We start from the raw sequence: 21,370 nt of genomic DNA on the forward strand, positions 1-21,370 counted from the left end.
CTTTTCACCAGCTTGGACCCGCGGTAGGGGGTTCGCATGCGGAGCTGGATCGCGGGCCGCGAGGAAGGCAACGGAGCTTGGAAGCGGCCCGGTGATCCCCGACTCCGCGTCGGCAAAGGTGGTGCTGGGGCGGGCGTAGCGTAGAGGGCATGACGAAGTACGGATCCTTCCCCGGTACGCGGCCGCGGCGGCTGCGTACCACTCCCGCCATGCGCCGCATGGTCGCCGAAACCCGGCTGCACCCGGCCGACTTCATCCTCCCCGCGTTCATCCGCGAAGGCGTCAGCGAGCCGGTGCCGATCGCCGCGATGCCCGGAGTCGTGCAGCACACGCGGGACAGCCTGAAGAAGGCGGCGCTGGAGGCGGTGGAGGCCGGGATCTCCGGGATCATGCTGTTCGGTGTTCCGGAGGAGTCCAAGAAGGACGCCCTCGGGACGCCGGGGACCGACCCGGACGGGATTCTGCAGGTCGCCCTGCGTGACGTACGGGCCGAGGTCGGCGACGAACTCCTCGTCATGTCCGACCTCTGCCTCGACGAGACGACGGATCACGGGCACTGCGGTGTCCTCGACGCGCAGGGCCGCGTCGACAACGACGCCACGCTTGAGCGCTACGCGGAGATGGCCCAGGTGCAGGCCGACGCGGGGGCGCATGTGGTGGGGCCCAGCGGGATGATGGACGGTCAGATCGGCGTCATCCGGGACGCGTTGGATCAGATCGGGCGGGAGGATGTCGCGATCCTCGCGTACACCGCCAAGTACTCGTCCGCCTTCTACGGGCCGTTCAGGGAGGCCGTCGCCTCGTCGCTGAAGGGTGACCGGAAGACGTATCAGCAGGATCCGGCCAACGTACGGGAATCCATGCGGGAGTTGGCGCTCGACCTGGAGGAGGGCGCCGACATGGTGATGGTCAAGCCGGCGGGGCCTTACCTGGACATTCTTGCGCGGGTCGCGGACTCGGTGGATGTGCCGGTGGTCGCGTACCAGATCTCCGGCGAGTACTCGATGATCGAGGCCGCCGCCGAGAAGGGCTGGATCGACCGGGACCGGGCGATCCTGGAGACCCTGACGGGGATCAAGCGGGCGGGGGCTCAGAACGTTCTGACGTACTGGGCCACGGAGGTTGCGCAGAAGTTGCGGTAGCGCTCCGCTGGGTTTGGCGGTTCGGAGAGCTCGGTTGGTTCTGTGCGTTGACGGCTGCGAGTGCGTCGTGGCTGGTCGCGCCCACGCGGCGGAGCCGCAAATCGATACAGCCCCGCGCCCCTTACGGGGCGCGGTAGCGCGCCAGCCTCGCCCGCCGCTACAGCCAGTCGTGTTCGCGTGCGTAGCGTGCTGCTTCGTGGCGGGTTCGGGTCTGGGTTTTCTGCATGGCGTTCGAGAGGTAGTTGCGTACGGTGCCTTCCGCCAGGTGGAGGCGGGTGGCGATGTCGGCGACGGAGTACCCGGCGCCGGTCGCTCGCAGGACGTCGATCTCCCGGTCGGTGAGGGGGCAGTCGTCGACGAGGGCGAGTGCGGAGACGTCCGGGTCGATCCAACGCCTGCCCTCGTGCAGGGTGTTGATGACCGACGTGATGTGCGCGGGTTCCGCCGACTTGCTGACGAAGCCCTGGACTCCGAGTTTCAGGGCTTTGCGGAGCACCCCGGGCCTGGCATGGCGGGTCAGCATGAGGACCACCTGGTCCGGCCGCGCACGGCGGATCTCCGCGACAGCGCCGAGTCCGTCCACACCGGGCATCTCCAGGTCGATGACGAGCACGTCGGGCCTGTGCTGAAGCGTGGCCTGGACGGCTGATTCGCCGTCCTGCGCTTCGGCGAGCACGGTGATCTCGCCTTCGAGGGTCAGCAACGACGCCAGTGCCTTGCGGAGAAGGGCCTCGTCGTCGGCGAGTACCACGGTGGTCATCGGTCAGTCCTTCCGCGCCGCGGAGGGCAGCGTCGTTGAGCGAGGGGAGGGAAACGCCGCAGCCGTGAGGAAGCGCCCGTTCTCCTGCTCCACCGTCAGTTCGCCTCCGTTGTCGCCCACTCGTTCCTTGAGGGTGGCCAGTCCGCTGAGCCCTGGCAGGGGAGCCTCCGGGGCGCCGTCGTTGACGATGGTGATGCCCGACTCCGAGAGGGTGATCCGCACCCGCGTCGCTTGAGCGTGACGCAGGATGTTGGTCGTCGTCTCGCGGAGGACCTGGCCGAGCAGCCCGTTGACTCGCTCGTCGACGTCGGCCTCACGGTTGACGCGTACGCGGATGCCCGCGGCCTCGAAGAGGTTCTTCGCGTTCTCCAGCTCCACGGACAGGTTGAGCCGCCGCTGTGCGTAGGCGAGTTCCTTGGTCTGGGTGATGGTGTCGCCGACCAGGGCGCGCACCTCCCGGAGTTCCTCCTCCGCCCGCCCGATGTCGCTGCGCACCAGTTTCTCGGCCAGCATGACCTTCAGTTTCACCACATGCAGGGTGTGGCCCTGAATATCGTGCAGATCGCTGGCGAAACGTACGCGTTCCCGGACGACGGCCAACTCCGCTTCGCGTTCCCGTGACTGCTCCAGTTCCTCGACGAGGTCGTAGAAGACCTGGCCGGCGAACATGCTGCCCGTCACCACCACCGTGACACCTGCCGGAACGAGGACGTAGCGGATCAGAGTGTCGGGCACATCTGCCGGTGACACCGACAGCCTGGCCGCGCCCGCCACGGCGACGAAGGCGATCAGCCCGACGGCGGCCAGGACGCGGTGGCGCGGCAACTTGGGGGCGTACAGGGGTCCCACGATGGAGATGCCGTAGAACGCCGTATGGCCGTCCACCACCAACACCCCGGCGAGCCACACCACCGCGGTGATGATCAGGCACGGTAGTACGACCCGGGGAATGCCGTCCGCTGTCCACCGGATGGAAGCCACCAGCGCCGCGGCCACGCCCAGGCTCAGGATGACGGCGTGCCACCACGTCCGGGAATCGACCGCCACCAGCAGTGTCCCTACGGGAGCGGTCACCGCGACCATCGTGGTGACGTTCAGTCTGCGCAGCCGTTCCCGCGTTCCCGCACGGTGCTCGGACATCAGGTGTTCCCCCGCTTCGGCCTCACCGCTGGGTCTTCACGCTGAGCAGCGGGATCGCCAGAGCGCTCGGCACGGTGAGAGCCGCGGCCGTCCACATCAGCCACTGGTTGTTCTCGAGCCAGGACTCCATGCCGTCAGGGTAGAGACCGACGCCGAGGTGGTGGAGGAAGTAAACCGCGCAGACCACAAGGAAGACGGCCGTGTTGGCCGTCAGCAGAATGCGCAGGGGTCCGGTGTCCATGTGCGGCTCTCCGTGATCGAACAGCAGAGTCTGCCCCGCAGTATTCTTCCGGCTCCGTGGGTGGCACCAGTGACACTGCGTCATGGGTTTGCCCCCAGGAATGTCATGGCGACGTGATGACGCCACGCCACTGCCGGGCGAGCGTGATGACGGCTGAGATCGATGCATGACCTCGACACCCGTCATCGACGTTGAACGTCTGAACCTCAACTACGGCGACTTCCACGCCGTCAAAGACCTGTCCTTCCAGGTGCGGAAGGGGGAGCTCTACGCACTGCTCGGCACGAACGGGGCCGGTAAGACCTCGACCCTGGAGACCGTCGAAGGCCACCGCACGGCCACCTCGGGCACCGTGCGGGTCTTCGGGCAGAGCCCGCGCGACCGGCGCGCCGTGCGGCCCCGGATGGGCATCATGCTGCAGGAGAGCGGATTCTCCCCGGACCTGACGGTGAGGGAATCGGTCCGGCTGATCGGAAAACTCTCCCAGCGCAGGGACAGGGTCGAACGCGTACTCAGCATCGTCGACCTCACGCACAAGGCCGGCACTCAGGTGTCCCAGCTCTCCGGCGGTGAGAAGCGACGTCTGGACTTCGCCACCGCCGTATACGGGAAGCCTGAGCTGATCTTCCTGGACGAGCCCACCACCGGCCTGGACATCCAGTCCCGGGACGCTCTGTGGGACGCCGTGGACAAGCTGCGCGAAGACGGATCCACCATCGTGCTCACCACGCACTACCTGGAAGAGGCTCAGCAGCGCGCCGATCGCATCGGGCTCATGCACAAGGGCGCCTTCCACCAAGAAGGGACCGTCTCCGAGCTGACGCGGACTCTGCCGGCCGCCATCCGCTTCTCCCTGCCGGCCCCCGCGCCGGCGCTACCGCTGCAGGCCACGCGCGAGAGTGACGGGACGTTCCTCATCCAGACCTTCGATCTGCCGAAGGACCTCTACATCCTGCTCGGTTGGGCGCACACCAACGCGGTGGAGCTGCGGGAACTCCAGGCCGGGCCGACTCGGCTCGACGACGTCTTTCGCTCCATCGGCAGCTAAGCGCTCCGCTGGGTTTGGCGGTTTGAAGCTGCGGGTTCGTTGTGGCTGGGCGCGCCCGCGCGGCGGAGCCGCATATGTCACAGCCCCGCGCCCCTGAGGGGGCTGGGGTGCGTTTGACGCTGCGGGCCCGTCGTGGCTGGGCGCGCCCGCGCGGCGGAGCCGCATATGTCACAGCCCCGCGCCCCTGAAAGAGGCCTGCGGCCTCCTTAGGGGCGCGATACCGCGCCGGACTTCGCTTGCACCGCTCAGGCCATCGCCGGAACTTCCCTAGAAAAGGACCTTCACCATGTTCTCCATCGCTCTTGGCGAGCTGATCCAGATCTTCCGGAACCGGCTGGTTCTGGTCACCAGTTTCCTCATGCCCGTGGCGGTCAGCGCGTACTTCATCTACCAGCACGAAACCTTTGCGGACCTGGGCAGCCTCGGGTACATCGCGGCGGTGGTGATGTTCACCGTGGGTGCGTTCGGGCTCTACACCACCACGGTGACCACCTTGGCCTCGCGTCGTCAGAACCTCTTTCTCAAGCGGCTGCGCTCCACCCCGGCGAGCGACGCCGGCATTCTCTCGGGGCTGATGCTCCCGGTCACCGTTCTCGCACTGGTCCAGGTGACCGCGATCCTCATCGTGCTGGCCGCGGTCGCCGGCGGGCCGACCAATGTTCCCCTCCTGGTGGCGGCGGTCCTCTCGACGGTGATCATGATGCTCGGCCTGGGACTGGCCACGGCGGGGCTGACGAACTCCCCCGAGCACGCCCAGGTGACCACGCTGCCCGTCAGCCTCGGCGCCATCGCAGTCGCCAGCTGGGTGGGGATCACCGGCACCGAGGAGCTCACCCTGCTCAAGCGGCTGCTCCCCGGCGGTTCGGCCACCGAGCTGGTCCTCAACGCCTGGAACGGCGGCGTTCCGGTGGCGGACTCCCTGCCTCTGCTGCTGCCCACCCTGAGCTGGGTCGTCGTCGCCGTCGCGCTGGCCTCCCGCCTCTTCCGCTGGGAACCGCGCCGCTGACCAGCGCTGATCCGCTGTCGCCGCACCGCGCCGCGTCGGCGCGCGTGAGCCGTCCCGGTCGCCCCTGCCAGGCGCGACCGGGACGGCCGTGCGGGGCGTTGAAGGGCTGTCCGCCGCAGCCCGCCGAGCAGCAGGCCGCGCCAGAAGCAGTCGTACTCGCGAAACCCGTGGCCCTGCGCGACATTCACGGCTCGGGCGCGGGTCCACCGGAACCCCGCCCAAGCCGAGCGCAGCGACCGGGCACCATCAAGTCCCCCCAGGAGTTAGCTTGTTGCCGATTTGGTGAGCTGATGGTTGATGAATTGAAGAGGGAAGGTCTCCATGAGTGGTGATGCTCTCAGCCAGGATCCTGCCGAGCTGAGGAAGAGGATCGACACGACCAAGGCGCACCCTGCGCGCGTCTATGACGTCTTCCTCGGGGGCAAGGACAACTACCCGACCGACCGCGCCGCGGCGGCTGCGGCGCTCGCGGCCAATCCGCGCGGGTACCTCGATGTGCGGCACAACCGGGACTTCATGCGGCGGGCCGTGACCCGGCTGGTCCAGGAGGAGGGGATCCGGCAGTTCCTCGACATCGGTACGGGGCTGCCGACCGGCGAGAACGTCCATCAGATCGCCCAGCGGATCATCCCCGAGTCGCGGATCGTGTACGTCGACAACGACCCGGTGGTACTCGCCCACGCGCGCGCCCTGCTCACCAGCGGCCCCGAGGGCAGGACCGACTACATCGACGCGGACTTCAGGAACCCCGCGCAGATCCTCGAACTGGCCGCGAAAACCCTGGACTTCGACGAGCCGGTCGCGCTCGCGCTGGTCGCGATCCTGCACTTCGTCGAGGACGAGGACGCCTACCCGGTCGTACGAGAGCTGATGGACGCGCTGCCCTCCGGGAGCCGCCTCGTGCTCAGCCACATCACCGAGGACCTCAACGCGGAGAGCATCCGCGCGGTGCAACGGACGTACACGGAACGCGGGTTCACGTTCGTGCTCCGCACCAAGGGCGAGGTCGAGCGCTTCTTCACCGAGACGCCCGGCGTCCAGCTCGACGAGCCCGGTGTCGTCCCCGTCCACCACTGGCACCCGAGCCCGGCGCCCGCCCCCGAAACCATCGACCCGGCCGACTTCGAGAACCTCGACGACATCGAGAAGATCCGTTATCGGGACATCAACGACGTCACGGACGCCGACATCAATGTCTACGGGGCGGCCGGCCGCAAGGCGTAACCACAGATGAGCCCGGCCATCAGACCGTGCCGAACCATGTCTCCGCGAGCGCGTCCAGCGTCGGCTTGGGCGGGGCGGGGAGTTCGCGGAGGCAGTAGGGCAGATTGCTGTAGATGTGCAGAAGGCCGTACGCCATGAGGACGCGGGGGTTGATCGGGGGGCGGCCGTACGCGTCGTAGAACCGCTTGAACAGGCGTGGGTCGCAGCTCGTCATGAACAGGCCCACGGACGCGAAGTCGTACGCCGGGTCGCCGATCATGGCCGGTTCGAAGTCGAACAGGCCGGTCAGGCGCCAGCCTTGGGGGTCCACCATCAGGTGCTGGCGCATGAACTCGGTGTGCAGGAGCACGCGTCGTGGCGGAGGCGGCAGCGGCACCGTGTCCAGGAACCAGGGGATCTGTTCCAGCCACGCCTGCGAGAGGCCGAAGGCCCGCTGCTGCTCGACCGCCTGCGCCCGCTGTCCGGCGATCAGCGTGCGCCAGTCCGCCGGGCCCACGGCGGTCGCGATCGGTGCCGGGTCCACGGAGTGCAGCGCCGCGAGGGCCTCGGCGGCCTCCGTGACGATCCGGTCCCGTTCCGCGGAAGGGATGCGCGGCCACTCCTGGTCGAGGCCCACGCCGGGCAGGCGGGACATCAGGACGTAGTGCCAGCCGTTCTTGTACGCGCCCGCCGAGTGCAACTGCGGTGTGGGAATCGGGAGTCTGCCGTACAGGTGGCTCAGCACCTTCTCCTCCCGTACGCAGTCGTCCTGCTCGAAGGCGGGATACAGCTTGACCACATGGGCCCCGCCGATGGCGTACACCGGCAGCGAACCCTCCTCGAAGCGGACGATCCGCTGCCCGGCAAGGCCGAGCCGTTCACACAGGTCAGCGACGGCGGGGCGCAACAGCGCCTCGTCGCCGACGACCTCGTCAAGTTCCTCGCCGGTCTCCACGAGTGGCAGCATGGGTGCTCTCCCTGCTTTCCCAGCTAGCGATCCAAAGCGATGCAGCATCGAATACTTTCGGGACAAGATCAGACACTTCAACCTCTGGCCATGGCTTGCACTGCCTTCTCCTCCGGGGAACCGGGAGCGGCGGTGTAGACGAGCAGGGTCTGGTCAGGGTCCTCGGGGAGGCGGCCGGCCGCGATACGGAGATGGCCCACGATCTCGCGGGCGATGAAGTCCCTGTCCGGGTAGCGGGGGCCGATGTCCGGGTGCAGGAGGTGGAGGTACGCCAAGTTGCGCTCTTCGCGGGGGAGTTCGGCGAGCGCCTGTACTGAACTCCGGTGCAGATGGGCGCCCCGTTAGGGGAGCGGGGCTGTGACATATGCGGCTCCGCCGCGGGGCGCGACCAGCCCTCACCGGACCCGCAGGTGATTCACGGCCCTCCCAGCGGAGCGCTAACGCACTGCTTGGCGCCGCCGGACGCAGCCAAGAGGCAGGCCCGGAGGGTAACTCCGGGCCTGGTGGCGGCCATGTCCGTCATGACGTACGACTCCGCGTCGACGTCATCCGAGATGTCGGCGGTGCGGAGGGGACCGCCCGCCGTCATCTCCAGCCGGTCACCGACGCGCGTACCCCACGTCCGCGCCCAACTGGCCCCGCACTTCTCGCTGTAGTGCAGTTCCACCCAAGCGCCGGTGGCCGTGCGACGTACGGCGAGGGAGTCCGCGTCACGGCACTTCATGTGCCTCGGGTCCTTGGCCTCACAGGCGTTCCCCCGGCAGCGGGGTCCGGGGGCCGACGATGCCGGGGAGGCGGACCGGGACGACGGCGGCTCGGCCTCCTCGCGCGGCGGGAGAAGGAGGGCCGCCGCCACGCTCGCGACGGCCACGGCACACACCGACGCGAGTACGGCCATGACCGCACGCTTGCGACCAGCACGTATGCCCTCCTTCGGAGCCGGAGCCGCAGTCGGGTCCAGGTTCGGCGCCGGGGCCGGGATCGGAGCCGCACCTGTGCCTGCACCCGTACGCGGACCCGCACCCGCCCCGTCCATCGCCCGCCCGCTCCACCCCGACTCCGCGATCTCCCACAGCGCGAGGCACCGGCCGTCCGGTTCGCGGGCGAGGCGGCACAGGTCCTGCACTGCCTGGCGTGGCGGCAGCGCTTTGCCGCTCAGGTAGCGGTCCCAGGAGGACTTGCTGTACGCGGTTCGCTCCGCCAGGCCTGCCAGGCTCAGGCCCGTGCGTGCCTTCAACTCCCGTAGCGCGGCGGCCAGTCGTACGCGTTCTGGTGACGGTGTCGTCCGCGTCGTCCCGGTGTCACTCCGTTTCGTCCCCGCTGTCATCGCTGGGGAGCCTTCCAGGCGTGCGGGCCGACCCGGAGGGCTTTCCAGGTGTGCGGGCCGACGAGCCCGTCCTTGGGCAGCCCGGCCCGCTTCTGGACGATCTGGACCGCGCGTTGCGTCAGCGGACCGTAGATCCCGTCGATCTTCCCCGGCGAGATGCCCGCCCGGCGCAGCAGGCACTGCGCCTCGGCCACCTTCGGCCCGGCGAAGCCGTCCGCCAGGAGGGCGTCCTGGGTGCGGCTGTTGCCCGCGTACCAGTGGCCGTCGATCCGTTCCATCCGGCAGGTGTACGTGGGCTTCGACGGCGACGGCGATGCCGCAGCGGACGGGGCGACGGGAGCCGCCGCTGCTCTGCTCACGCCGTCCGGGGGCCGTACGACCACCAGGACCGCCGCGGAGAGGGCCACCACCAGCGTCACCGCGCCCGCCACGAGCGCGACGCGTGGTGAACGTACGCGCCGCCGCGTCTTCTTGGTCCCGGCCGGCGGGCTCTCCGGCACCTGCACGGCCACGGTTGCTTCCGCCGCCTCCGCTGTTCCCGTCGTCGCATGGGTCGCTTTGGTTACGGACGTGGCTCCGCGCCTGCCTCCCCAGGCGTCGGCGGCGATCTCGTGCAGTGCGAGCAGCCGTGTCGGATCGTCGCCGCCGATCCGGGCCAGCGCCTCGACGGCCTCCGGGGGCGGCAGCGTTCTGCCGCCCAGGTACCGTTCCCACGACTTCGCGCTGTACCCCGTTTTCGCGGCCAGCTGCCGCATGGTCAGCCCGCTGTGGTCCTTCAGCCGGCGCAGGCGCACCGCCAACTGGCGGACGCGCGGATCAAGTTCGGTCGGCAGCTCTTTCCAACGCGGCATGTTTCCCCACTCGCGTGTGCGGACCTCGACGTGCGTCCGGGTCGTCTCATCGCGTTCCGGGTTCCGTTCCCCGTCGCATCTTGCATCAGGAACCCCGGACCCCTCCCGAGGGCGGTTCCCGCACGCGTACGGAATCGGTCACCGCCCGCCGGAGTCGTCCCGCCGTACCGACCCGGCGGACGGCGTCCTCGCAGGTCGGCGTGGGTGACGTCCCGCGATGACGTCACTTCTGTGGCAGCTGTGGCGACGCCTGCCTCCCGACCCGCAGTCTCGTTGCCGAGCCGGTCGGTGCGGTCGGCTCCGCCCATCGGAAGGGGAAACGAAATGCGAGCCATGACCAGGACGCTCGTCAGTGTCGCCACCGCCGTCGGGATCGCCGCCGGAGGCGTGGCCGCCGCGGGTACCGCCTTCGCGGCACCCGCGCAGGACACGAGGACGGTGGCGAGCGCGGAGGCTGCCGCGTACGACAACCTCGGCCTGAACGAACAGCAGGCCAGCAACATCCAGCGCTGGCTGTCTGTCTCGGTCGACGGGAAGCTCGGCGTCGAGAGCTGGAAGGAGTACCAGACCTTCCTCCAGGACAACTACGGCTACGACGGCGAGATCGACGGTGACCCCGGACCCAAAACGGTGACGGCCATCCAGCACCAGCTGCACTCGGGTTGGGGCTACGAGGGCCCCGTCGACGGCAACCCGAACGCACCAGGCTTCCAAGACGCGTTCAGGTACTTCGCCGACCGGATCATGTCCTAGCACCTGAACACACCGCGGCCCGCCCTCCCATCGGGGGAGAGGACGGGCCGCGGTTCGTACCGTCGCGCGGTCAGAGCCGCTCAGGCGTCCGGATCCCCAGCAGCGCCATGCCCTGATGCAGCGTCCGGGCCGTCACGTCGCACAGGAACAGACGGTTCTCGACCTGGGCCGGAGTGTCCGCCTTCAGGACCGGGCACTTGTCGTAGAACGACGTGTACAGCGACGCCAGTTGGTACAAGTACGCCGTCAGCTTGTGCGGCGCGTACTCCGCGGCTGCCTCCGCGAGTGTCTCCGCGAACCGGTCGATGTGCAGGCCCAGGGCCCTCTCCGCGTCGGCCAGTTCGAGCTCCGGGTGCGCGGCCGGTTCGGTGGAGCCCGCCTTGCGCAGGATCGACTGGATACGGGCGTACGCGTACTGCAGGTACACGCTCGTATCGCCGTTCAGCGACACCATCTGGTCCAGGTCGAACTTGTAGTCGCGGCTCGCGGACGTCGACAGGTCCGCGTACTTCACCGCGCCGATGCCGACCTGCGCACCGCGCTCGGCGATCTCCTCCTCGGACAGCTGACCCTGGGTGTCCTTCTCCCGTACGACGGCCGTGGCGCGGTCGATCGCCTCGTCCAGCAGGTCCACCAGCCGTACGGTCTCGCCCTCACGCGTCTTGAACGGCTTGCCGTCCTTGCCGAGGACCGTGCCGAACGCCAGCTGTACGGCCTTTGTGTCGCCGTTCAGCCAGCCCGCCCTGCGTGCCGTCTCGAAGACCATCCTGAAGTGCAGGGACTGGCGGGCGTCCACCACGTACAGGAGGGTGCTCGCCTTCAGGTTGAAGACGCGGTCCCTGATCGCGGAGAGGTCGGTCGCCGCGTAGCCGTAGCCGCCGTCCGACTTCTTCACGATCAGCGGGACCGGGTTGCCGTCCGGACCCTTGATGTCGTCGAAGAACACGCACAGCGCGCCCTCCGAGCGGACCGCGACGCCCGACTCCTCCAGCAGGCGGCAGGTCTCGTCCAGCATGTCGTTGTAACCCGACTCGCCGACGATGTCCGGGTCCTTGATCTCCATGTCCAGCTTGTCGAAGACCGAGAAGAAGTAGATCTTCGACTCGTCCACGAACTTCTGCCACAGAGCGAGCGTCTCCGGGTCGCCTGCCTGCAAGTCGACCACCCTGCGGCGGGCCCGCGTCTTGAACTCCTCGTCGGAGTCGAAGAGCGTACGGGACGCCTTGTAGAGGCGGTTCAGGTTCGACATGGCCTCCTCGCCGGAGACCTCGCTGTCCTTGTGATCGAGCTCGTGCGGGTGCTCGATCAGGTACTGGATGAGCATGCCGAACTGGGTGCCCCAGTCGCCGATATGGTGCCTGCGTACGACCGTCTCGCCGACGAACTCCAGGATCTGGACCAGGGCGTCGCCGATGACCGCGGAACGGAGGTGGCCTACGTGCATTTCCTTCGCCACGTTCGGCTGGGCGTAGTCGATGACCGTGGTGCCGGGGTTCTCGGCGTACGGCACGCCTAGGCGGGCCACCGGGTCCTCCGCGCGCTGCGCGAGGTTCTCGACGATCGCCTTGTCCGTGATCGTGATGTTCAGGAACCCGGGGCCTGACACCTCGATGCCCTTGATCACATCACCGGTCACGACCCGCTCGACGACGGCGCTCGCCAGCTCGCGCGGGTTGGCCTTCGTCTTCTTCGCCAGCGCCAGGATTCCGTTGGCCTGGAAGTCGGCTCGGTCGCTCCGGCGCAGCAGGGGGTCGACGTCGGTGTCTGCGCCGGCCGCCGCCGCGGGGAGGGCGGCGTTCAGCGCGTCCGCCAGGCGCTGGTGGACGTGAGCGGTGAGGGACGTGACCGAGGCCATGGGGTGGGTGCCGTTCTCGTCTTGGGTTCGGTGGATGTGGCCAGTATCCCATGGGGCGTAAAGCGGTTTTTTTTGGGCGCGGGTGGGGGTGGGCGGGTTGTTTTCGCCCCCGCCGCCCCTACCCGTCCCATACCAAGGGGCTCCGCCCCTGGACCCCGCTGGGGCTGCGCCCCAGACCCCGCTATCGGCCTGGCGGCCTCGTCCTCAAACGCCGGACGGGCTGAATGATGCGGGCCCACGCTGACAAGGCTCGGCCGCGCGAGATCAGCCGTCGGGCGATTGCAGCGCACGTTCAGCCCATCAGCGAGCGCCGCGCACAATTCAGCCCCTCCGGCGTTTGAGGAGCGGGGGTTCGGGGGCTGGCCCCCGAAACGGGGTCCGGGGCGGAGCCTCGAAAGGGGGTCTGGGGGCGCAGCCCCAGCGGGGCCCCGGGGCCGGCCCCGGTATGGGACGGGTAAGGGCGGAGGGGGCGATGAAAAGGCGTTTTCGTGGATGGTGGTGGAGCTGGGAGAATGGGGTGGTCAGCCCGGCGGACAACAGCGCGCTCGGGCGATGGCGGAACCCCTGAGGAAAGAAGGACGTGCCGATCGTGGGTCAGAGCACCGAGACCACCGACTGGGTCTCCCGTTACGCGGATGAGGTCATCGAGGAGTCGGAGCGTCGGACCCCGGGCAAACCCGTCGTCGTCGCGTCCGGCCTCTCCCCCTCCGGCCCCATCCACCTGGGGAACCTGCGCGAGGTCATGACGCCGCACCTCGTCGCCGACGAGATCCGGCGACGCGGGTACGAAGTCCGGCACCTCATCTCCTGGGACGACTACGACCGGTACCGCAAGGTGCCGAACGGCGTCCCCGGGATCGATGAGTCATGGGCCGAGCACATCGGCCGCCCCCTCACCGCCGTGCCCGCCCCCAAGGGCTCCCCCCACCCCAACTGGGCCGAGCACTTCAAGTCCGCCATGACCGAGGCCCTGGCCGAGATGGGCGTCGAGTTCGACGGCATCAGCCAGACCGAGCAGTACACGAGCGGCGCTTACCGCGAACAGATCCTGCACGCCATGCGGCACCGCGCGGACATCGACGCGATCCTCGACCAGTACCGCACCAAGAAGGCCCCGCCCAAGAAGCAGCAGGGGCAGAAGCCCGTCGACCAGGCCGAGCTCGAGGCCGCCGAGGGCTCGGGCGCCGCCGCCGAGGACGACGGGACCGGCTCCGCCGGGTACTTCCCGTACAAGCCCTACTGCGGCGGCTGCAACAAGGACCTCACCACGGTCACGGCGTACGACGACGACACCACCGAGCTGACGTACACCTGCACCGAATGCGGCTTCTCCGAGACCGTCCGGCTGAGCGAGTTCAACCGCGGCAAGCTGGTGTGGAAGGTCGACTGGCCGATGCGCTGGGCGTACGAGGGCGTCGTCTTCGAGCCCTCCGGTGTCGATCACTCGTCGCCTGGCTCCAGCTTCCAGGTCGGCGGACAGATCGTCGGCAGCATCTTCGGCGGCAAGCAGCCGATCGGCCCCATGTACGCGTTCGTCGGGATCAGCGGCATGGCGAAGATGTCGTCATCGAAGGGCGGCGTGCCCACACCCGGCGACGCGCTCAAGATCATGGAGCCCCAGCTCCTGCGCTGGTTGTACGCCCGCCGCCGCCCCAACCAGTCCTTCAAGATCGCCTTCGACCAGGAGATCCAGCGGCTCTACGACGAGTGGGACAAGCTCAACGCCAAGGTCGCCGACGGCTCCGCCCTGCCCGCCGACATCGCCGCCCACTCCCGCGCCGTACGGACCGCCGCGGGCGAACTCCCGAAGACCCCGCGGCCCATGCCGTACCGCACACTCGCCTCCGTCGCCGACATCACCGCAGGCCACGAGGACCAGGCCCTGCGCATCCTCAGCGACCTCGACCCCACCAACCCGCTCGCCTCACTCGACGAAGTACGGCCGCGGTACGACAAGGCCGAGGCCTGGATCAACACCCAGGTACCGGCCGAGCAGCGCACCGTCGTCCGCCAGGAGCCGGACGTCGAACTGCTGAAGTCCCTCGACGACCAGGCCCGCGAATCCCTCCGGCTCCTGCTGGACGGACTCGACGCGAACTGGTCCCTCGACGGCCTGACGCACCTCGTGTACGGCGTGCCCAAGGTCCAGGCCGGGTTCGCCCCGGACGCGACCCCCAAGGAACTGCCGCCGGAGATCAAGGCAGCCCAGCGCTCGTTCTTCGCGCTGCTCTACCACCTCCTCGTCGGCCGTGACACCGGACCCCGACTGCCCACACTGCTGCTCGCGGTGGGGGCGGACCGGGTACGGAAGCTGCTCGGCGCGTAAGCGCTCCGCTGGGAGTCCGGTACGCCACCTGCGGGTGCGTCGTGGCTGGTCGCGCCCGCGCGGCGGAGCCGCAAATTGACACAGCCCCGCGCCCCTTTGGGGCGCTGGGGGCGCCCGGTGCCACGCGGCGGTAGCCGCATATCGGCAAGGTCGGGCGCCCCCAGCCACGTATGCACGACGGCGGTTACGCGATGTGGTCCTCTTCCAGTTCCGCCGTGTGACGGTTCGTGAAGCGGCTGACCATTCGCTTGGCGTCAGGGTCCGGGACGGGGATGCCGTACGTCGCCTCGACGTTGTCACTGAACTGGCGCGGGGTGGGGTAGCTGCCGTTGATCGACTGCTTGAAGACCTGGTAGTACGATTCCTCGTCCGGCTCGGGGCCCTCCGGCGCCCCACCGCCCTCGCCCAACTGCCGCGTCCGGCCGCCCGGCCCCGTCGGGATGCGCCAACTGCCGGTGTCCTCGGGGCCGGGCTCGTACTCCTGAGCCTGGTCCTGGTCTTGGCCCTGTTCCTGGCCCTGGTACGGAGCCTGGCCCTGGTTCTGGTACGGAGCCTGGCCCTGTTCCTGGGCCTGGCGCTGGGCCTCGTACCACTGCTGGTCGTACTGCTCGCCGTCGTACCGCTCCTCGGGCTCGTACGACGGGTCGTAGCCGCCCTCGTAGACCACTTCCTGGTGCGGGGGCGCGAACCAGGGGCTGCTGTCGGGGTCCGGGGCCTGCTCCTGCTGCCGGGCGTACGGCTCTTGCTGCGGGGCTTGCTCCGGAACGGCGTCGGCCTCGGGGCCGCGCTGCTCCCTCGCAGGCGCCCCGGGTATCCCGGCCCGCTGTGACGACTCCAGCTCCCGTTCCGGCTGCCGCGGCGCCGGAGGCAGCAGGACCGGCTCGATGCCCGCCGCCGCGAGACCGGACGGAGCCGTCTCCGCGAGCGGCACTCCATAGCGCGCCAGCCGCAGCGGCATCAGCGACTCCACCGGAGCCTTACGGCGCCAGGCGCGGCCGTAACGGGAACGGAGGCGGGCCCGGTAGACCAGACGCTCCTGCTCCAGCTTGATCACCGCGTCGTACGAACGCAGCTCCCACAGCTTCATCCGGCGCCAGAGGAGGAACGTCGGGATGGGGGAGAGCAGCCAGCGAGTGAGGCGTACGCCCTCCATGTGCTTGTCGGCCGTGATGTCCGCGATCCGGCCGATCGCGTGGCGCGCGGCCTCGACCGAGACGACGAACAGGATCGGGATGACGCCGTGCATACCGACGCCCAGCGGATCCGGCCAGGCGGCCGCGCCGTTGAACGCGATCGTCGCCGCCGTCAGCAGCCACGCCGTCTGACGCAGCAGCGGGAACGGGATGCGGATCCAGGTCAGCAGCAGGTCCAGGGCCAGCAGGACGCAGATACCCGCGTCGATGCCGATCGGGAACACGTAACTGAAGTTCCCGAAGCCCTTCTCCAGCGCGAGTTCGCGCACCGCCGCGTACGAACCGGCGAAGCCGATACCGGCGATGACGACCGCCCCGAAGACGACGACCCCGATGAGGATCCGGTGCGTCCTGGTGAGTTCCATTGGCGCGGCCACCCGTACTCCCCTCCCTGTGAGACCTGTTGCGCGGAACAGGGTGGCACATGTGTGCGGTTCGCGGGTGTCCGGAAGGGAGTCGCCTCCGCTTCGGTACGGCTTCGGTATACGGCCGGAGCCTGGCCCTGCGCGGGCCAGGCTCCGGTAAGAGGCGGTGCTGAGCTGCGAGTTGGAGCCAGACGGGCCATCCCGGGGCCGGCGGACCCTCCCGGGTCCAGACGAGCTCGCCCGCCTTCGTCAGTTCTTCGTCGCCGGGGGCTTGGTGGCCGGGGCCTTGGTTCCCTTGGCCGGGCTCTCGCTCGCGCTCTTGCTCGGACTCGGGCTCTTGCTCGGGCTCGCGCTGCCGCCCGAACCGGAACCCGCTCCGGCGCCGGACTCGCCGGCCTGATTGGCGGTCACCACCGCCTGCACGGCCTCCTTCGCCGCCTTCAGCGCCGCCTTCGACAGATCCTCGGCGCTCGGGGCCTTGTCACCCGCGAGACCCGCGCCGTTGTAGTCGACCGACACGACGACGTTCTCCGCGCGGGCCACGACCACCTGCTGCTTGAAGGTGCCTTCCTTCTTCTTCAGGTCGTAACTCACCTGCGTCGCCTCATTGCCCGTACCGGACACCGGCTCCGACTTGGCGTTCGTCGCGCCGGTCTCGGCCCGCGCGTCCTGGACCTGGTCGGCGTAGTACGTCGACGCCAGCTTCTCGCCCGTACCCCGCGTCTGGTCCGACTCGAAGCGCAGCAAGGACACGCTCAACCAGCGGAACTGGGAGCCCTTCACGCCCTTGTCCTCCAGGCTGTCCCAGGAGCAACTGCCGCGCGTCGCCGCGTCGTCCGACTTGCCCTCCTTGCCGGACTTGGACGCCTCCGGCACCAGCTCGCCCAGAGTCTTCGACGAGAACACCTTGCACGGCTCGGGCAGCTTCGCGTACGCGGCCTCCTTCACCACCGCCGCCTTCGAGGCGGAGGGAGACGCCTTCGCGCTGGAGTCCTTGTTCGCTGCGTCACCGGAGTCGGAGCCGGAATCCGAGGAGCAGCCTGCGGCGACGAGCATCACCGGAACAACGGCTGCGCTGACGAGGATGCGGGGGAGTCGCTGTGCGGGTCGGTGCATGGTTCCTTCACTCAAGACGCGTTTTGTGTGCGTGCGGTCGGGTCCGAGGGGCCACGGTACGCGTTACGAGGCGGATGTGACTTCCATTCCGCCCAGCCTCACAGCCCCCCGGCGACCGCTACTCGTTCAACGTGCCGTCGAGCTGATCGGCCAGTTCCCGCACCCTGTCCTGCATGTCCTCGCTGCTCGGGACGTCCGTCGTACTCGTCGGCTGCTCGTCGTACCGGATCGTCACCAGCACATTGGACGTGCGAAACACCACAGTCACCGTGCGCTGCCGCGAGGCGCTCAGCGCATCGTCCAGGAACGCCTCGTCACCGAGATCGTCGAGAGTGCGGGGCTGGAGGTCGGAGGGGGTGAGGCTGGGGGAAGGGGTCCCGTCCGAGGTGCCGCTCGGGTCGTCGGTCGGGGTGGGGGAGCCGGTGTCGCCGTCGGCGTCGCCCTCGCCGCCCTCCGCACCCTCTGCCGCGCCACCCTCTGTCGCTTCATCTGATGCGCCGGATTCGTCCCCACTTGGGGACTCCGTGGACGTCGCACTCGGGGACGACGGAGCCGGTACGGGCAGATCCGCCTCCACTTCCTTCTCCGTGTAGAGCTCCGAGGCGCGAGTGTCGTCACTCACGGCGTTCTCGTACGAGGTCACCCGGTCGAAGTCCACCCACAGACGATCCGTCGCACTCGTCGACTCCGCACTCCAACGACAGCCGACCTTCCGGTCCGTGTCATACGTCAGCGTCGGCGACCCCTCATACGCCTTCTCCCGCTGCTCCCTGTCCGTGACCTGCTTGAGCCCCGGCAACAGCGCGTCCAGCGTGCCCCGCTCGACGGCACCACACGGCTCCGGCAGCGTCCGATACCGCCCGGGCTCCGCCGACGCGGCCGCCGAACCCGAGCCACCCTGCTTCGAATCCGCCGGCTCCTCACCGCCGTCCGAACCGGTGCAGCCGGCCAGCGCCGTCGTCGCCGCGAGAAACGCGGCAACGCCGACTACATACGCCTTCCGCTGCACGGGGGCTCCTCTCGTTCCGCTTAATCGCTTGCCGCCCGAAGGCGGCCGATGACCACAATGTCTATCGCACGCACGGCCGTGAACGCCGGTTCGCCTTCCCTTTCATAGACCTTGGCCCCGGTATTTGCGATGCCCGAACTTTGTTTGCCTTACGGGGGATTGAGGACGTTATGTCGTATGTAGAGGTACCAGGAGCGAAGGTCCCCATCCGCATGTGGACCGACCCGGCGTCAGTGGAGGCAGGAGCCCTCCAGCAGCTCCAGAACGTCGCCACGCTGCCGTGGATCAAGGGCCTGGCGGTCATGCCGGACGTGCACTACGGCAAGGGCGCGACGGTCGGCTCGGTCATCGCGATGCGCGGGGCTGTCTGCCCGGCTGCTGTCGGGGTCGACATCGGCTGCGGAATGTCGGCGGTCAAGACGTCGCTGACGGCGAATGACCTGCCGGGGGATCTGTCGCGGCTTCGGTCGAAGATTGAGCAGGCTATTCCGGTGGGGCGGGGGATGCATGACGATCCGGTTGACCCGGAGCGGCTGTATGGGCTCGGTACTCCGGGGTGGGATGACTTCTGGGGGCGGTTCGACGGTGTTGCCGACGCCGTGAAGTTCCGTCAGGAGCGGGCGACCAAGCAGATGGGGACCCTCGGCGGGGGGAATCATTTTGTTGAAGTTTGCACAGATGAGGCCGGGTCTGTCTGGCTGATGCTGCACTCCGGTTCCCGGAACATCGGCAAGGAACTGGCCGAGCATCACATCGGCATTGCCCAGAAGCTTCCGCACAACCAGGGCTTGGTCGACCGTGACCTCGCAGTCTTCGTGGCGGACACCCCGCAGATGGCCGCGTACCGTAACGACCTGTTCTGGGCGCAGGAGTACGCGAAGTACAACCGCACGCTCATGATGGCGCTCCTGAAGGACGTGATCCGCAAGGAGTTCAAGAAGGCGAAGCCGACCTTCGAGCCCGAGATCAGCGCGCACCACAACTACGTGGCCGAGGAACGCTACGAGGGCATGGACCTGCTCGTGACCCGTAAGGGCGCGATCCGGGCCGGCTCCGGCGAGTACGGCATCATCCCCGGCTCGATGGGCACCGGCTCGTACATCGTGAAGGGCCTCGGCAACGAGAAGTCCTTCAACTCGGCCTCGCACGGCGCGGGTCGGCGCATGAGCCGCAACGCGGCGAAGCGTCGCTTCACGACAAGGGATCTGGAGCAGCAGACGCAGGGCGTGGAGTGCCGCAAGGACTCCGGCGTCGTGGACGAGATCCCGGGCGCGTACAAGCCGATCGAGCAGGTCATCGACCAGCAGCGCGACCTCGTGGAGGTCGTGGCCAAGCTGAAGCAGGTTGTGTGCGTGAAGGGCTGAATCGCCCGGCGGGGCTGTCGTCGGGAAATGTGACACCTGATGGCTCAGGTGTCACATTTTCCGGCGACAGCCCCGGGCCGTGACGGTCGCCGTTTCGGATGCGTGGGCCCGGGCTTTGGTGAGAGGCCGCCCGGGACCGCTCCCGTTACCGCCCGGTGGGGGTCCAGTGTGGGTCGCGGCCCGTTTCCGTCAGCAGGCGGTCGAAGGTGTTTGCGTCCTTCGGTGCGGGTAGCGGCTCGGCGAACATGCCCATCTGCCGGGCTGTGGGTGCCATCTCGGCCACGGTGTCGGCGAGCGTGGAAAGGACACCGGTGCCCGCCGGATGCGGCCGGTACTCCTGGCCGGTCGCCCGTGCCAGGTCCCAGATGTGCACCGTCAGATCTAGCAGCACCAGGCAGCCGACCGTCCGTGCCGGCAGCTCCATGGCCCCCGTCGTCCCGTCCTCGGCTCCCGGCTGCGACCAGGCCTCGACCAGTCGAGCCGTCGCCTCCGCGAAACCGTCCCGCCAGTCGTCGCCTGCCCCGACCCGGTCGGGCGTACTGGTGAAGTCCGCCGGCTTCTTGGCGGCCAGCTCCCGGAACTCCACCACCACATGGAAGAGGTGGTTGACCAGTGCCTTCACGTCGTATTCGGCGCATGGCGTCGGATGGGCGAGGGCCACGTCCGGGATGGCCCGTACGACGGGAACGGCCTGGGCGGCGGCCGTGCCCAGCAGATCACCGAGCGACGGCACACCGGCATTGGGCTCACTGATCTCGTTGATCTCGTCGATCTGGTTGATCTCGTGGGTCATAACGCGACCGTACGTACGCCCCCTCCCCGGCGGCTTGAAGAAACGCGACAGCCCCAAGCGGTGGCGGACGTCATACGATCCGGCCATGGCCGCTCCCCGACGTGATACGCGAGGCATCGTCGACGCCGCCGAGCTCTTCTCACGCGTCCACTTCCGGCGCCGCGAACCCGCCGAGCCGCTGCGACCGTATCTGGAGCACTACTGGCTGATCGACTGGGACCTGCCCACGCCGTACGAGTCCCAGGTCGTCCCGCACCCCTCCGTGAACGTCGTCTTCCAGGCCTTCACCGGGCGTGAGCCGTTCGGCGAGGTCGCGGGGATCGGCCTGGAGTTGTTCACGCAGAAGCTTGAGGGGCGGGGGCGCGTGTGCGGCGTGCAGTTCCGGCCAGGCGGCTTCCGGCCCTTCGCGCCGGGGCATGCGCTGACGGAGTGGACGGGCAGGCGGTTGCCGTTGGACGAGGTCTTCCCCGCGGCCCTCTCGACCGCGGGCGCCGTCGAGGCCGTACTCACGCCCGATGACGAGGACGCACGGGTCGCGGCCCTCGACGCGTTCCTGCTCGGACTCGCCCCGCAGCCCGACCCCAAGGCCGACCTCGCGATGACCCTGGTCGACCGCATCCGCACCGACCGCTCGACCCTCCGCGTGGCCGACTTCGCCCGCGCGGAGGGCATGTCCGTACGGGCGCTGCAACGGCTCTTCGCGGCATACGTCGGCGTCAGCCCGAAGTGGATCATCCTCCGCTACCGGATCCACGAGGCCCTGGAACTGGCCGGCACCCGGTCGGACATCGACTGGGCCGCCCTCGCCGCCGACCTCGGCTATGCCGACCAGGCCCACCTCGTACGCGACTTCACGGCGACGGTGGGGGTGCCCCCGGCGGCGTACGCACAGGGGCACAGCCCGTAAGGAA

At 68.8% G+C, this 21,370-nt stretch carries 20 protein-coding genes; 8 read left to right on the forward strand and 12 right to left on the reverse strand.

What is annotated here, in order from left to right:
• Positions 1-149: 149 nt before the first annotated feature.
• A complete protein-coding gene (hemB, locus tag ACQEVY_RS27105; protein WP_432952027.1) occupies positions 150-1,142 on the forward strand; it encodes a porphobilinogen synthase in 993 nt (330 codons plus the stop codon).
• Positions 1,143-1,299: 157 nt separating this feature from the next.
• Here the strand turns inward: hemB and ACQEVY_RS27110 are convergent, their stop codons facing one another.
• The 3 genes from ACQEVY_RS27110 to ACQEVY_RS27120 are packed head-to-tail and all read right to left on the reverse strand — an operon-like array spanning position 1,300 to position 3,283.
• Positions 1,300-1,902: a response regulator transcription factor gene (locus ACQEVY_RS27110; RefSeq protein WP_432952028.1), complete on the reverse strand. Its 603-nt coding sequence runs from the start codon at positions 1,900-1,902 to the stop codon at positions 1,300-1,302.
• 3 nt (positions 1,903-1,905) lie between these two features.
• Positions 1,906-3,042 (reverse strand): sensor histidine kinase, encoded by a 1,137-nt coding sequence (locus ACQEVY_RS27115; RefSeq protein ID WP_432952029.1) that lies wholly within the window; start codon positions 3,040-3,042, stop codon positions 1,906-1,908.
• 22 nt (positions 3,043-3,064) lie between these two features.
• Positions 3,065-3,283 (reverse strand): hypothetical protein, encoded by a 219-nt coding sequence (locus ACQEVY_RS27120; RefSeq protein ID WP_432952030.1) that lies wholly within the window; start codon positions 3,281-3,283, stop codon positions 3,065-3,067.
• A gap of 166 nt (positions 3,284-3,449) precedes the next feature.
• Here ACQEVY_RS27120 and ACQEVY_RS27125 point away from each other — a divergent pair, with 166 nt between their 5' ends.
• The 3 genes from ACQEVY_RS27125 (at position 3,450) to ACQEVY_RS27135 (ending at position 6,561) form a co-directional block, all read left to right on the forward strand.
• Positions 3,450-4,331: an ABC transporter ATP-binding protein gene (locus ACQEVY_RS27125; protein WP_432952031.1), complete on the forward strand. Its 882-nt coding sequence runs from the start codon at positions 3,450-3,452 to the stop codon at positions 4,329-4,331.
• Positions 4,332-4,617: 286 nt separating this feature from the next.
• Positions 4,618-5,337, forward strand: a complete 720-nt coding sequence (locus ACQEVY_RS27130; protein ID WP_432952032.1) for an ABC transporter permease — start codon at positions 4,618-4,620, stop codon at positions 5,335-5,337.
• Between the two features lie 321 nt (positions 5,338-5,658).
• A complete protein-coding gene (locus ACQEVY_RS27135) occupies positions 5,659-6,561 on the forward strand; it encodes an SAM-dependent methyltransferase (protein WP_432952033.1) in 903 nt (300 codons plus the stop codon).
• A gap of 19 nt (positions 6,562-6,580) precedes the next feature.
• Here ACQEVY_RS27135 and ACQEVY_RS27140 read toward each other — a convergent pair whose 3' ends face one another.
• The 4 genes from ACQEVY_RS27140 to ACQEVY_RS27155 form a co-directional block, all read right to left on the reverse strand.
• On the reverse strand, positions 6,581-7,507 hold the full coding sequence (locus ACQEVY_RS27140) for a phosphotransferase family protein (RefSeq protein ID WP_432952034.1): 927 nt from the start codon (positions 7,505-7,507) through the stop codon (positions 6,581-6,583).
• Between the two features lie 77 nt (positions 7,508-7,584).
• Positions 7,585-7,836, reverse strand: a complete 252-nt coding sequence (locus ACQEVY_RS27145; protein ID WP_432955416.1) for a hypothetical protein — start codon at positions 7,834-7,836, stop codon at positions 7,585-7,587.
• A gap of 86 nt (positions 7,837-7,922) precedes the next feature.
• The gene (locus ACQEVY_RS27150; RefSeq protein ID WP_432952035.1) at positions 7,923-8,834 is read right to left on the reverse strand and encodes a helix-turn-helix domain-containing protein; all 912 of its coding nucleotides are present in this window, start codon (positions 8,832-8,834) and stop codon (positions 7,923-7,925) included.
• Positions 8,831-9,685, reverse strand: a complete 855-nt coding sequence (locus ACQEVY_RS27155) for a peptidoglycan-binding protein (protein WP_432952036.1) — start codon at positions 9,683-9,685, stop codon at positions 8,831-8,833. The genes ACQEVY_RS27150 and ACQEVY_RS27155 overlap by 4 nt, the downstream gene beginning before the upstream one ends.
• Before the next feature lie 324 nt (positions 9,686-10,009).
• Between ACQEVY_RS27155 and ACQEVY_RS27160 the strand changes: the two genes are divergently transcribed.
• Positions 10,010-10,438 (forward strand): peptidoglycan-binding protein, encoded by a 429-nt coding sequence (locus tag ACQEVY_RS27160; protein ID WP_432952037.1) that lies wholly within the window; start codon positions 10,010-10,012, stop codon positions 10,436-10,438.
• Positions 10,439-10,508: 70 nt separating this feature from the next.
• On the opposite strand, the gene argS is transcribed toward ACQEVY_RS27160, so the two are convergent.
• Positions 10,509-12,293: an arginine--tRNA ligase gene (gene argS, locus ACQEVY_RS27165; protein WP_432952038.1), complete on the reverse strand. Its 1,785-nt coding sequence runs from the start codon at positions 12,291-12,293 to the stop codon at positions 10,509-10,511.
• 580 nt (positions 12,294-12,873) lie between these two features.
• Here argS and lysS point away from each other — a divergent pair.
• Positions 12,874-14,619 (forward strand): lysine--tRNA ligase, encoded by a 1,746-nt coding sequence (lysS, locus tag ACQEVY_RS27170; RefSeq protein WP_432952039.1) that lies wholly within the window; start codon positions 12,874-12,876, stop codon positions 14,617-14,619.
• A gap of 184 nt (positions 14,620-14,803) precedes the next feature.
• Here lysS and ACQEVY_RS27175 read toward each other — a convergent pair whose 3' ends face one another.
• The 3 genes from ACQEVY_RS27175 to ACQEVY_RS27185 all read right to left on the reverse strand — a co-directional run bounded on the left by ACQEVY_RS27175 (position 14,804) and on the right by ACQEVY_RS27185 (position 18,302).
• Complete coding sequence (locus ACQEVY_RS27175) at positions 14,804-16,189, reverse strand: DUF2637 domain-containing protein (protein ID WP_432952040.1); 1,386 nt, start codon at positions 16,187-16,189, stop codon at positions 14,804-14,806.
• A 237-nt stretch (positions 16,190-16,426) separates the two neighbouring features.
• Complete coding sequence (locus tag ACQEVY_RS27180) at positions 16,427-17,293, reverse strand: DUF3558 domain-containing protein (protein ID WP_432952041.1); 867 nt, start codon at positions 17,291-17,293, stop codon at positions 16,427-16,429.
• A gap of 118 nt (positions 17,294-17,411) precedes the next feature.
• Positions 17,412-18,302: a DUF3558 domain-containing protein gene (locus tag ACQEVY_RS27185; RefSeq protein ID WP_432952042.1), complete on the reverse strand. Its 891-nt coding sequence runs from the start codon at positions 18,300-18,302 to the stop codon at positions 17,412-17,414.
• Between the two features lie 170 nt (positions 18,303-18,472).
• Between ACQEVY_RS27185 and ACQEVY_RS27190 the strand changes: the two genes are divergently transcribed.
• A complete protein-coding gene (locus ACQEVY_RS27190; protein WP_432952043.1) occupies positions 18,473-19,666 on the forward strand; it encodes an RtcB family protein in 1,194 nt (397 codons plus the stop codon).
• Between the two features lie 145 nt (positions 19,667-19,811).
• On the opposite strand, the gene ACQEVY_RS27195 is transcribed toward ACQEVY_RS27190, so the two are convergent.
• Positions 19,812-20,459: a TIGR03086 family metal-binding protein gene (locus ACQEVY_RS27195; protein WP_432952044.1), complete on the reverse strand. Its 648-nt coding sequence runs from the start codon at positions 20,457-20,459 to the stop codon at positions 19,812-19,814.
• A gap of 85 nt (positions 20,460-20,544) precedes the next feature.
• Between ACQEVY_RS27195 and ACQEVY_RS27200 the strand changes: the two genes are divergently transcribed.
• Positions 20,545-21,366, forward strand: coding sequence for an AraC family transcriptional regulator (locus ACQEVY_RS27200; RefSeq protein WP_432952045.1), 822 nt, complete (start codon positions 20,545-20,547; stop codon positions 21,364-21,366).
• The last annotated feature ends 4 nt before the right edge of the window (positions 21,367-21,370 follow it).

Origin of the sequence: Streptomyces sp. CA-288835 (genome assembly GCF_050936385.1) — a bacterium.
In the GTDB taxonomy this organism is placed as follows: Bacteria; Actinomycetota; Actinomycetes; order Streptomycetales; family Streptomycetaceae; genus Streptomyces.